Annotated in this window: 13 protein-coding genes; 12 read left to right on the top strand and 1 reads right to left on the bottom strand. The window is 65.1% G+C overall.

Annotated elements, in window-relative coordinates; all coding sequences use genetic code 11:
• Window positions 1–100 precede the first annotated feature (100 nt).
• Window positions 101–817: a flagellar basal body P-ring formation chaperone FlgA gene (gene flgA, locus VK98_RS19330; RefSeq protein ID WP_048415608.1), complete on the bottom strand. Its 717-nt coding sequence runs from the start codon at window positions 815–817 to the stop codon at window positions 101–103.
• A 159-nt stretch (window positions 818–976) separates the two neighbouring features.
• On the opposite strand from flgA, the gene flgB reads away from it, so the two are divergent.
• The 12 genes from flgB to VK98_RS19270 all read left to right on the top strand — a co-directional run bounded on the left by flgB (window position 977) and on the right by VK98_RS19270 (window position 10,896).
• Window positions 977–1,312, top strand: a complete 336-nt coding sequence (flgB, locus tag VK98_RS19325; RefSeq protein WP_275897726.1) for a flagellar basal body rod protein FlgB — start codon at window positions 977–979, stop codon at window positions 1,310–1,312.
• A gap of 3 nt (window positions 1,313–1,315) precedes the next feature.
• Window positions 1,316–1,741: a flagellar basal body rod protein FlgC gene (gene flgC / locus VK98_RS19320; protein ID WP_019102950.1), complete on the top strand. Its 426-nt coding sequence runs from the start codon at window positions 1,316–1,318 to the stop codon at window positions 1,739–1,741.
• Window positions 1,738–2,421: a flagellar hook capping FlgD N-terminal domain-containing protein gene (locus tag VK98_RS19315; RefSeq protein ID WP_048415607.1), complete on the top strand. Its 684-nt coding sequence runs from the start codon at window positions 1,738–1,740 to the stop codon at window positions 2,419–2,421. Before flgC ends, VK98_RS19315 begins: the two co-directional genes overlap by 4 nt.
• Before the next feature lie 38 nt (window positions 2,422–2,459).
• Complete coding sequence (locus VK98_RS19310; RefSeq protein ID WP_048415606.1) at window positions 2,460–3,638, top strand: flagellar hook protein FlgE; 1,179 nt, start codon at window positions 2,460–2,462, stop codon at window positions 3,636–3,638.
• Between the two features lie 16 nt (window positions 3,639–3,654).
• Complete coding sequence (locus VK98_RS19305; RefSeq protein WP_048415605.1) at window positions 3,655–4,386, top strand: flagellar basal body rod protein FlgF; 732 nt, start codon at window positions 3,655–3,657, stop codon at window positions 4,384–4,386.
• A gap of 64 nt (window positions 4,387–4,450) precedes the next feature.
• A complete protein-coding gene (gene flgG, locus VK98_RS19300; RefSeq protein ID WP_082159140.1) occupies window positions 4,451–5,239 on the top strand; it encodes a flagellar basal-body rod protein FlgG in 789 nt (262 codons plus the stop codon).
• A complete protein-coding gene (gene flgH / locus VK98_RS19295; RefSeq protein ID WP_048415603.1) occupies window positions 5,236–5,886 on the top strand; it encodes a flagellar basal body L-ring protein FlgH in 651 nt (216 codons plus the stop codon). Before flgG ends, flgH begins: the two co-directional genes overlap by 4 nt.
• A 119-nt stretch (window positions 5,887–6,005) precedes the next feature.
• Window positions 6,006–7,106 (top strand): flagellar basal body P-ring protein FlgI, encoded by a 1,101-nt coding sequence (locus VK98_RS19290; protein WP_019102956.1) that lies wholly within the window; start codon window positions 6,006–6,008, stop codon window positions 7,104–7,106.
• Window positions 7,106–7,552, top strand: coding sequence for a hypothetical protein (locus tag VK98_RS19285; RefSeq protein ID WP_048415602.1), 447 nt, complete (start codon window positions 7,106–7,108; stop codon window positions 7,550–7,552). The genes VK98_RS19290 and VK98_RS19285 overlap by 1 nt, the downstream gene beginning before the upstream one ends.
• Window positions 7,553–7,560: 8 nt before the next feature.
• Window positions 7,561–8,928 carry a flagellar hook-associated protein FlgK gene (flgK, locus tag VK98_RS19280; RefSeq protein ID WP_048415601.1) on the top strand — a complete coding sequence of 456 codons (1,368 nt, stop codon included), beginning with the start codon at window positions 7,561–7,563 and terminating at the stop codon, window positions 8,926–8,928.
• A gap of 10 nt (window positions 8,929–8,938) precedes the next feature.
• Window positions 8,939–9,847 carry a flagellar hook-associated protein FlgL gene (gene flgL, locus VK98_RS19275; protein WP_048415600.1) on the top strand — a complete coding sequence of 303 codons (909 nt, stop codon included), beginning with the start codon at window positions 8,939–8,941 and terminating at the stop codon, window positions 9,845–9,847.
• A gap of 11 nt (window positions 9,848–9,858) precedes the next feature.
• Window positions 9,859–10,896 (top strand): hypothetical protein, encoded by a 1,038-nt coding sequence (locus VK98_RS19270; protein ID WP_048415599.1) that lies wholly within the window; start codon window positions 9,859–9,861, stop codon window positions 10,894–10,896.
• Window positions 10,897–11,061: the final 165 nt, after the last annotated feature.

Below are 11,061 nucleotides of genomic sequence, written 5' to 3'. Positions count from 1 at the left end.
AACCGCTGAGAAAGCGGAATGCACACGTGGTACATGAGCATTTCGAAGCGGTACTCACCGTGTCGCGTTTCACGACGCGCAGCAGACCTTGAACAGCTTCTTAGTCCACCGGGTTGACCTCGCCCGGCTGGCTGGCGCGGGCGCGGATCACCTTGCCGGTGGCGCTGTTGCGCACGCGGATGATCTCGCCCTGGCGGCCGTTGCCCAGCGCCTCGCCGGCGGCGACCACCTCGATGCCGCTGTTGCGCGCCACGATGCGCACTTCCTCGCCGCGCTTGACCAGCAGGCTGGCCTCCAGCGCCTTGAGCCGCAGCGGCTGGCCCTGGCGCAGCGCGGTGCGGTTGCTCAATCCCTCCAGCTTGGTCTTGGCGCCCACCATGTCGGCCGGGTCCAGCACTGGCCGTTCCATCCATTCGATGTCGCCGGCGTCCAGCAGGCTGCGCGCCGGGATGTCGCGCGCCGCCACCGCCACGCGGGCGCTGATATCGGCGCGGACGATGAATTCAGCGTCCCAGCCGGCGGCGTCGCAGCGCGCCTGCAGCCGCATGCGGCTGGGCGCGCGTTCGTCCAGCGCGGCGACGCGCACCGGCTCGGGGCAGGGCGGGGCGTTGAAGCCCCGCGGCGGCAGCGCCTTGACGTTGACGCGGGCGGCTTCCAGGCCGGCTTTTTCCAGTTTTTGCAGCAGCAAGGCGCGTGCGGTTTGCTCCACCGCGGCGGCGGCCGGATAGGGGGCCGCCAACGCCGGGAGGCAGGGCAGGATGAGCAGCGCAGCCAATAGCGGCGCGGTTTGATGCCGATAGGATGTGAAAATTGCCATTACGGATGACTTGGTAATTATCCCGTATACGTGAGGGGGTGCGGTTATTAGTATCGCTTTTCAATCGACCGGCCATTTAATGTGAATTAGATAGCCGATGTTTAAACATGGTAGAGAACCGCATGGGTCTAGGCAATGGGTTTGCACCTTGATAAAGCATTGAGCGTCCACCCTGCTGCCTTGCAGTTGAGGGCGGAGCGCACCCGTATTCTGGCGTCCAACATCGCCAACGAGAACACGCCCGGCTACCAGGCGCGGGACATCGACTTCAAAACGGCTTTGGCCGCTTCGGCGGACGACGCCGCGTTTCCGCTGGATTCGCCGTCCGGCGAATTGCAATACCGGCTGCCCAATCATCCCGCGCGCGACGGCAACACCGTGGAGCTGGGCGTGGAGCAGGCCGAGTTCGCGCAGAACGTTTCCGAATTCCAGACCAGCCTCGCCTTTCTGAACATGAAGTTCCGCGGGCTGGCCAAAGTGATAGCAGGTCAGTAAGCCATGTCCTTCCGCGATATTTCCCGCATTGCCGGCTCCGCCATGACGGCGCAGACGGTGCGTCTCAACACCGTGGCCAGCAATCTGGCCAACGCCGACACCGCCGCCGGCAGCGAGCAGGCGGCCTACCGCTCCCGCAAGCCGGTGTTCGCCACCCAGTACCGGGGCGGCGACGGCTTCGACGGCTGGCGCGGCGCCAGCGTGGGCGTGCTGGACGTGGTGCAGAACCAGGAGCCGGTGCGCAAGGCGCACGAGCCGGGCAATCCGCTGGCCGACGCTGACGGCAATGTTTTCTATTCCAATGTGAACGCGGTGGAGGAGATGACCGACATGCTGTCGGCCTCTCGCGCGTTCCAGACCAATGTGGAAGTGCTGGCCCGGGTCAAGGGCATGCAGCAGGACCTGCTGAAACTGGGAGACAACGCATGAGCGTGAACGCCGCGCAGAACGGGCAGCAAAGCCAGTCCGCCGCCTCCAACGGCGCCAACCCGGCCGTGGCGCCGGCCGCCGGACAAAGCACCGGCATGGACGATATGTTCATGAAGTTGTTGCTGGCCCAGATCCAGAACCAGAACCCGCTGGACCCCACCGACGCTTCGCAGTTCGTCAGCCAGCTGGCGCAGATGAGCCAGATGAAGAGTTCCGCCGACATGCTCAAGCAATTGCAGGGCAACGCGCTGATGCTGCGCGAACTGCAGGGCGTGTCGCTGGGCTCGCAAGTGGGGAGGCAGGTGCTGGTGCAGGCCGATCAGGCGCACCTGAGCGGCAAGGATCCCTTGTCCGGCCGCGTCACCCTGTCCGGCGAAGAGCAGCAGGTGTCCCTGGTGCTGACCGACTCCGGCGGCCAGCAGACCGTGATCGATCTGGGCAAGCGCCCGGCCGGCGAATTCGACTTCAACGTGGACCCGAGCAAGCACGGGCTGGTGGAAGGCGATTACAAGCTGGAAGTGCGCACCGCGTCCAAGTCCAAGGCCGGGCTGGAGATGCTGGCCACCGTGTCCGGCGTGCGTCTGCCCATCAACGGCGGCGAGCCCACGCTGACGCTGGCCGGACTGGGCGAATTCCCCGCTTCCGCCATTACCCGCCTGCTGGGCAAGACCCAGGCCTGAAGCGCCGATTCAAGATACCTACGAACTTTGGAGCGACCATGAGTTTCGACATTGCTTTGTCCGGCATTAACGCCGTCAACAACCAACTGGGCAATATCAGTAACAACATCGCCAACACCGGCACCTACGGCTTCAAGTCCAGCCGTACCAGCTTCTCCGCCGCCTACGCCGGCGCGCAGCCGATGGGGGTGGAAGTGGTCGGCCACAGTCAGAACATGGCGCGCAACGGCAATACCGTGCGCACCGGTCGTCCGCTGGACGCCGCCATCGACGGCCGCGGCTTCTTCGTCAGCCGCGACCTGAACGGCGGCATGGCCTATTCACGCGTCGGTATTTTCAACGCCGACAAGGACGGCTACCTGATTGACGGCTTCAACCGTCGCGTGCAGGGTTACGGCAAGGCCGACGGCAACGCGCTGGGCGCCTTCGGCGACATCAAGATCCCCAACGGCAACATCCCGGCCAAGGCCAGCGACAAGCTGCAATACGTCGGCAATATGTCGGCGGGCTGGAGCGTGCAGACCGTGCCGTTCGACAAGGCGCAGAACACCTTCAACAGCTCGGCGGTGTCCACGGTTTACGATTCCCTGGGCAATAAGCTCAACCTGACCCAGTACTTCTGCAAGACCGGTCCCAGCACCGTCACCGTGCACTACACGCTGGACGGCGTCGACCTGCCCACCACCGCCACCCTGAATTTCGACACCGACGGCAAGCTGACCAGCCCCACCGCGCCGGTGGCGCTGAACCTGGGCACCCCCGCCGGCGCGTCCCCGCTGGCGGTGAAGCTGGACTACACCGGCACCACTCAGTTCGCCGGCGAAAGCAGCCAGACCCTGAACGCCAGCAACGGTTACCCGTCCGGCTCGATGACCGGCACCAGCCTGAACGACAACGGCGATGTGGTGGCGGCCTACAGCAACGGCCAGAAGCAAGTGGTGGGCACCTTGGCCATCGCCAACTTCCCCAATGAATCCGCGCTGCAAGCCACTTCGCAGACCAGCTGGGTGGAAACCGCCGGCTCCGGCACCGCGGTCTACTCGCGCCCCGGCGCCGGCCTGTCCGGCAATCTGCTGGCCTTCACCCTGGAACAGTCCAATGTGGACATGACCTCCGAACTGGTGGACCTGATGACCGCGCAGCGTAATTACCAGGCCAACACCAAGGTGATTTCCACCGAGAACCAGACCATCCAGGCGCTGATGCAGGCGGTCTAAGGCGGGACAAGGATAAATGGACGCACTGATCTACACCGCGATGAGCGGCGCCGACCGCATGCTCAAGGCGCAGCAGATTCACGCCAACAACATCGCCAACGCCGAAACCGGCGGCTTTCGCGCCGACATCGGCGTCAGCACCAGCCAGACCGTGCCCGGCTACGGCTACGACGCGCGCCACCTGAGCCAGAACGGCGCCAACGCGGTGGACGTGCGCAGCGGCGCGGTGGTGGAAACCGGCCGCGACCTGGACGTGGCGGTGAAGGGCGAGGGCTTTTTCGCGGTGCAGGGGCCGGACGGCAACGAGGCCTATACCCGGGCCGGCGCCATGGTGGCGGACGTGGACGGCAAGCTGAGCGTCAACGGCCATCCGGTGCTGGGCGACGGCGGCCAGATCACCTTGCCGCCGGACTACGTCAAGCTGCACATCGGCAGCGACGGCGTGATCTCGGTGCTGGCCGCCGGCGAAAGCGAAATGCAGCCGATAGACAAGCTCAAGCTGGTCAAGCCGCTGCCGCAGGACATCGCCAAGGACCCCAACGGCCTGGTGATCAGCCGTCAGGGCGGCGTGCTGGCCGCCGACGACACCGTCAAGGTGCAGGGCGAGCATCTGGAGCGCAGCAATGTGTCGGCGGTGGAGGAAATGGTGGCCACCATGACGCTGAACCGCAACTTTGAAATGCAGATGCGCTTGTTCAACTCCGCCAGCGACATGGTGGAGGCGGGCAACCGCCTGGTGCGCGCCTGATCCGGCCTTCCAATAACAGCGCCGCGGCCAAGGCCGACGGCGCAAACCATCGGGGAATCGAAACATGAATCCAGCAATGTGGGTGAGCAAGACCGGCATCCAGGCGCAGGACGCGCGCCTGACCGCCATCGCCAACAACCTCGCCAACGTCAACACCGTCGGCTTCAAGCGCGACCGCATGGTGTTCGAAGACCTGTTCTACCAAGTGGACCGCCAGCCGGGCGGCAAGACCGACCAGGACAACACCGCGCCGCTGGGCGTGCAGCTGGGCAACGGCACCCGCTTGGTGGGAACCCAGAAAGTGTTCACCTCGGGCACGCTGACCACCACCAATCAGTCCTTGGATCTGGCCATCGTCGGCCAGGGCTTTTTGCAAGTGAAAATGAGCAACGGCGAAACCGGCTACACCCGCGCCGGCCAGCTGCAGCGCAACGACCAGGGCGCCATCGTCACCCCGCAGGGCCTGCCGCTGGAGCCGTCCATCACCATTCCGGCCGACGCCTCCTCGGTGACCATCAGCGAAACCGGCACCGTCAGCTATACCCGCGGCAGCGGCAGCACGCTGGAAACCGCCGGTCAGATCGAACTGGCCAGCTTCGTCAACCCGGCCGGTCTGCTGGCGCTGGGCGACAATCTGTTCCAGAAAACCGCCGCCAGCGGCGATGCCACCACCGACGCGCCGGGCTCCGGCTCCCTGGGCAAGCTCAAGCAGGGCGCGCTGGAGGGCTCCAACGTCCAGGTGGTGGAGGAAATGGTGGACATGATCGCCGCGCAGCGCACTTACGAGATGAACACCAAGGTGCTGAGCGCCGCCGACAATATGATGCAGTACCTGGCGCAGTCGGCCCGATGAAGCTGCTGGCCCTGAGCGCGCTGGCGCTGCTGCTGGCCGGCTGCGCGCAGCCGATTCCGCCGCAGACCACGCAGGAATTCGCCTTGCCGGAATTGCTGCAGCAGCCGCAGCGCGGCAAGGGCGGCGGCGTGTTCACCGTCGCCGGCGCGCAATCGCTGACTTCGGACAGCCGCGCCTTCCGTCCCGGCGACGTGCTGACCGTGGTGCTGGAAGAAACCACTCAGGCCAGCAAGAAGGCCGGCACCAGCTTCGGCAAGAAATCCGGCGCCAATATCGCGCCGTCCTTGTTGGGTAACACCACCTTCCGCGCGCAAGTGGGCGTGGACGCGGGCCGGGACTTCAACGGCTCCTCCACCTCCACCCAGCAGAACATGCTGTCCGGCGCGCTGACCGTGGTGGTGCACAAGGTGCTGGGCAACGGCCTGCTGGAAGTGAAGGGCGAAAAACAGCTGGTGCTGAACCAGGGCGAGGAGTTCCTGCGCCTGGCCGGCTATGTGCGGGTGGAAGACATCGACACCGACAACCGCGTGTCCTCGCTGCGCATCGCCAACGCCCGCATCGGCTACTCCGGCCGCGGGGCCTTGTCGGACGCCAACGAACCCGGCTGGCTGATGAAGTTCTTCGCCAGCCCGCTGATGCCGTTCTGAGCGGCGGAGCGGCGGGGAGTCCGGGCGGGACAACAGGCGGGCGCTGACGGGCGTCCGCCGTTCGCGTATGCGGCCCTTGGGGCGAGCATGCGCAATCACAGAATCATTCAGGGCGGATCATGCACGGTTTTATCAAGCAAATAACGGGATGGACGCTGCTGCTGGCGGCGACGCTGGCGACGGCGCAGCCCTTGCGCAATCTGGTGACGGTGGAGGGCATCCGCGAAAACCAGTTGATCGGCTACGGCATCGTGGTGGGCCTGGACGGCACCGGCGACAACTCCCAGGTGAAATTCTCCGGCCAGTCGGTGGCCAATATGCTCAAGCAGTTTGGCCTGAAAATGCCGGAACGCACCGACACCAAGGTCAAGAACGTGGCGGCGGTGATGGTCAGCGCCAGCCTGCCGCCGGGTTACGGCCGCGGCCAGACCATAGACGTCACGGTGTCCTCGCTGGGCGACGCCAAGAGCCTGCGCGGCGGCACCTTGTTGCTGACCCAGCTGAAGGCGGCCAACGGCGAAATCTACGCCTTGGCCCAGGGCAATGTGGTGGTGGGCGGCGTGTCCGCCCAGGGCAAGAGCGGCTCCAGCGTCACCGTCAACACGCCCACCTCCGGCCGCGTGCCCAACGGCGCGTCCATCGAACGCGAAATTCCCAGCGATTTCGAAGAGGGCGACAGCGTGCGTCTCAGCCTGCGCCGGCCCAATTTCGAAACCGCCACCAATATCGTCAAGGCCATCAACGCCAGCTTCGGCCGCGTGGCCAGCACCCGCAACGCCACCACCATCCAGGTGCGCGCGCCGCTGGACCCCACCGAGCGCGTCGCCTTCGTCGCGCGGCTGGAGCGGGTCAACGTCGGCGTGGGCAGCGAAGTGCCGCGCGTGGTGTTCAACTCGCGCACCGGCACCGTGGTGATCAGCCAGGGCGTCACCGTGCGCCCGGCTGCGGTGTCCCACGGCAGCCTGCGCGTGGTGATCTCGGAAAACCCCAGCGTCAGCCAGCCGGGGCCGTTCAGCAACGGCCAGACCACGACTGTCCCCAACTCCACCGTCAACGTGGACCAGGGTTCCGGCCGCATGTTCCAGTGGCCGGCCGGCGCCAGCCTGCGCGCCATCATCGACACCGTGAACAGCACCGGCGCCACGCCGGACGACATCATGGCGATATTGCAGGCGCTGGATCAGGCCGGCGCGATCGACGGCGAACTGGTGGTGATCTGATGGAAAGCAAACAGATACAAGCCGCGCTGGCGATGCCGGCCGACGCCAAGGATGAGCCGGCGGTGCAGCCGGCCTCGCCGGAGTACCGCCGCAAGGCCGGCGCCGCGGCGGAGCAGTTCGAAGCCCAGTTCGTTCGCGAGATGTTCAAGCAGATCCGCAAGACCACGCGCGAAATCGCCGGCGAAGACAGCATCTTCGCCAACTCCATCAACGGAGACATGCTGGATTTCGCCGACGGCGCGGTGGCGGACCAATTGGCCAAGCAGCGGGTGTTCGGCGTGGCCAACGCCATCCTGCGGCAGCTGTTGCCGGAACAGGATGGCAATATTCACCTTAAGAACGGCGGCGCGCCGGTCGCAAGCGATAAACAGAACCCCGGCCCGCTGCCGGACGCGCAGGGCCTGGCCGCTTTCGCGCCGCCGCTGCTGCCGCTGAATAAAAGGTAAGAACCGCCATGCGCATGATAGACAACGCGCTGACCGGCGCCGTCGCCTCCCAGGCCGCGCTGAACGCCGTCAGCCAAAACATCGCCAACCAGATGACTCCCGGCTATTCGCGCCAGGGCGTGGTCTTGGCCGCGCTGATGCCCGGCAGCGGCGACCCGTACAGTTCCGGCTCCGGCGTGGTGGTCAACGCGGTGCGCCGTTTCAACGACGACTTCAAAAACTTGCAGCTGTGGCAGGCGGCGTCCAGCCAGGGCGAACTGGTGGCGCAGAATCCCTACTTCGGCCAACTGGAGCAGGTGATGGGGCGCGACGGCAGCAGCCTGTCCGCCGGTTTCGACCAGTTCTTCCAGGCGCTCAGCGCCGCCAGCCTGTCCGGCGACGCGATGCGCGACCCGGTGATCCGCAGCGCCGAAGCGCTGGCGCAGCGCTTCAACAATCTGGACAAGGTGTTCGGCTCCCAGCTGGCCGCCATTGCCGAGCAACGCTCCGCCACCGTCACCCAGATCAACAGTTCGACCTCCAACATCGCCGACCTCAACGCCAAGATCGCGGCCGGCAAGGCCGTCGGCACCAACACTTCCGGCCTGGAGGATGAGCGCGATCGTCAGATCGACTCCTTGTCCTCCCTGGTGGAAGTGCGCGTGGTGTCGCAGCCGGACGGCAGCAAGAACGTCAGCCTCAAGAGCGGCCTGCCGCTGGTGGCGGACACCCAGGCCGCCACGCTGAGCAATACCAGCCAGCCGGACGGCAGCCAGGTGCTGACGCTGAATTTCTCCAAGGACAAATACACCCTGGCCGGCGACGGCCTGGGCGGCCAGCTGGGCGGGCTCAATCAATACGAACTCCAGACCGTGCGTCCGATGCGCGCTCAGGTGAAAACCCTGGCCAGCGAGGTGGCGCAGCGCGTCAACGACCAGCTGGCGCTGGGCTACGACAGCAACGGCCAGCCGGGCAAGCCGCTGTTCGTCTACGACGCCTCCGGCGTCAACGGCATTCTGAAAACCAGCGGCATCACCTCGGCCGAACTGGGCTTCTCCGGCGACCCGGCCAAGCCCGGCGACAACAGCAACTTGCTGGCGGTGATTGGACTGCAGCAGCAGAAAATCACCATGCCCGGCGTCGGAGCCGTCACCATAGGCGACGCTTACTCGCAAATGGTGGGCAAGCTGGCGGTCAGCAGCAAACAGAACAAGTCCGGCCTGGAAAGCGCCAAGGTGATCCGCGCCGAGGCGGAAAAGAGCTGGCACAACACCAGTGGCGTCAATCGCGACGAAGAGGCGATGAATCTGCTGGAATTCCAGAAAATGTACCAGGCCAATATGAAGGTGATCAGCGTGGCGAACCAGCTGTTCGAAAGCACCTTGTCCATCTTGTAAGGAAGACAGCATGCGAGTTTCCAGCAATCAATACCTGTCCACCATGCAATTGGCGATGCAGACCAGCAACACCGCGCTGGCCGAGTTGCTGCAGCGCATGTCCAGCGGCGATCGGCTGCTGGCGCCGTCGGACGACCCCATCGCCAGCGTGCGCCTGCTGCGCCTGCAGCGCGAAGAGGCCGCGCTGGACCAGTACCAGCAAAACATCGGCGCGCTCAGTTCCACGTTGTCCAAGAACGAGTCCATCCTCGACAGCATCAGCCTGGACATCCGCGACGCCAAGGATCTGCTGACCGCGGCCGCCAACAACCCGCCGGTGGACGATCTCAAGGCGATGGCGACGCCGCTGCGCAGCCTGCGCGAAAGTCTGTTCTACTCGGCCAACACCAAGGACGCCGAAGGCCGTTACATGTTCTCCGGCTCCAAGCCGGCGGTGGCCGCCCTCGCTTACGACGCCGCGCAGCCGGCGGGCAGCCGCTACAGCTTCACCGGCAATACCGACAAGCAGCAAGTGGTGGTGGGCGACGGCATCACCCAGGCCTCCAACGTCACCCTGGAAAACATGGCCGACATCCTCAACCAGCTGGACAAAACCATAGGCCGGCTGGAAGACCCGGCGCTGGACAACAAGGATCCGACCGTCGCCGCCGACATCCGCAGCGCGATGAACGCCAGCGACAAGGCGCTGGAAGGCATCTCCAGCAAGATCGCCCAACTGGGCGGCACGCAGAACATCATGAAAACGCTGGCCCTCAATCACGACAACGTCAGCCTTTCCAATAAGCAGACCATGACCAAGCTGGGCAGCCTGGACTACGCCGACGCCTTCATTCAGATGAACGGCTACACCATGGCGTTGCAAGCCAGCCAAAAAGCCTATGGCCGCGTCAGTCAGCTGTCCCTGTTCGACGTGATTTGATCGAGTCCGGCATGAACTCTCCGATTTCCTCCGTCAACGTCAAACAAAGCGGCAAGCGCTGGGGCAAGGACGCCGGCGCGGTCGCCGCGGCCAGCGTGATCGAACGCGCGCCGGCGCCGCAGGCGCAACCGGCCGCGCAAGTGCGCGGCGCGCCGGCTTCGGGCTGGCGTTACAGCGCCCAGCTCAACGAGCAGCTGACCTCCGCGCAGCAGGCCTTGTCCTTCGTCGACGGCCTGATCGACCAGCTGGAAAGCGTTAAATCAGGCCTCAGCCGCGAACTGACCCAGCGCCAGCTGAACCAGGGCGATATGCAGCGCCAGCTGGAGCAGTTCAATGAACAATGGCGCAAGCGCCAGACCGCCAGCGGCGGCAGCCTGGACGGGCAGCTGCGCTTCCATCTGGCCGCCGACGCGCGCCAGGGCTTCACCGTCAAAGGTTTGGATCTGGCGGCCTTGTCCGGCGGCCAGGCGGAAACCCTGGTGTTCTCCACCGGAGAGTCCGGCGCGGCGCCGGCTTCGGTGCAAGTAGGCGGGGCGACCGGAGAAGAGGACATCCTGCGGCGCTTCAATCGCGGCCTGGCCGCCGGCGGCGTGCGCGCCGAAATCAACGAGGACGGACAGCTGGCGTTCAGCGTGCCGGAGTCGCAATGGGGGGCGCTCAATGAGCGCATGACCGTGCGCGGCGGCGGCATTCGTTTTCCCGGCGGCATCCCGCAGCGGCTTAAGCTGCAGCCCGAGGCTGAAGCTTTTCAGCCGGAGCGCTGGAAAGTGGGCGACCACGCCCAGGTGCGTCAGGCGCTGCAGAGCGTGGTGCGTTCCATCGGCCAGCTGCAGCATACCCGCGCGGCGATCAATAGCGCGATTGCCGAGGCCCAGCATTCCATCGAACAGCTGTCGCATATGAATGAACAGAGTTGGGCCAGCCAGTTCGTTTCCGACTTCAATGCGCGGCTGAATCAGCCGGACGGCTATCGCAACTTCTATGAGCTGGTGCCGGCTCTGATAGGCGTCAGCCGCTATCGGGTGGTGTCGCTATTGTCTTTGGGCTGATCGCGCTCTTATATAGGTATTGAATCGAACGGGTCGAAGCCAAGCTTCGGCCCGTTTTTCATGCTCTGGCGGGGAGTGGGGCGGGTGTTGGTTAATACCCTTTATGGATATCCGCTGCCGTATCAATGGCTTGCCCGGTACGGCCCGCTTTTGTTGAGGTTTTTG

The organism is Chromobacterium sp. LK11 (assembly GCF_001043705.1).
GTDB lineage: Bacteria > Pseudomonadota > Gammaproteobacteria > Burkholderiales > Chromobacteriaceae > Chromobacterium > Chromobacterium alkanivorans.
The sequence above is the reverse complement of the archived record's forward strand: the minus strand, read 5'-3'. Positions and strand labels throughout refer to the sequence as shown.

Coding starts and splice junctions, on each gene's coding strand:
- VK98_RS19305 (WP_048415605.1), top strand. CDS start 3,655: ATGGACGCACTGATCTACACCGCGATGAGCGGCGCCGACCGCATGCTC.
- VK98_RS19285 (WP_048415602.1), top strand. CDS start 7,106: ATGGAAAGCAAACAGATACAAGCCGCGCTGGCGATGCCGGCCGACGCC.
- flgG (WP_082159140.1), top strand. CDS start 4,451: ATGAATCCAGCAATGTGGGTGAGCAAGACCGGCATCCAGGCGCAGGAC.
- VK98_RS19290 (WP_019102956.1), top strand. CDS start 6,006: ATGCACGGTTTTATCAAGCAAATAACGGGATGGACGCTGCTGCTGGCG.
- flgH (WP_048415603.1), top strand. CDS start 5,236: ATGAAGCTGCTGGCCCTGAGCGCGCTGGCGCTGCTGCTGGCCGGCTGC.
- VK98_RS19310 (WP_048415606.1), top strand. CDS start 2,460: ATGAGTTTCGACATTGCTTTGTCCGGCATTAACGCCGTCAACAACCAA.
- flgA (WP_048415608.1), bottom strand. CDS start 817: ATGGCAATTTTCACATCCTATCGGCATCAAACCGCGCCGCTATTGGCT.
- flgL (WP_048415600.1), top strand. CDS start 8,939: ATGCGAGTTTCCAGCAATCAATACCTGTCCACCATGCAATTGGCGATG.
- VK98_RS19315 (WP_048415607.1), top strand. CDS start 1,738: ATGAGCGTGAACGCCGCGCAGAACGGGCAGCAAAGCCAGTCCGCCGCC.
- flgK (WP_048415601.1), top strand. CDS start 7,561: ATGCGCATGATAGACAACGCGCTGACCGGCGCCGTCGCCTCCCAGGCC.
- VK98_RS19270 (WP_048415599.1), top strand. CDS start 9,859: ATGAACTCTCCGATTTCCTCCGTCAACGTCAAACAAAGCGGCAAGCGC.
- flgC (WP_019102950.1), top strand. CDS start 1,316: ATGTCCTTCCGCGATATTTCCCGCATTGCCGGCTCCGCCATGACGGCG.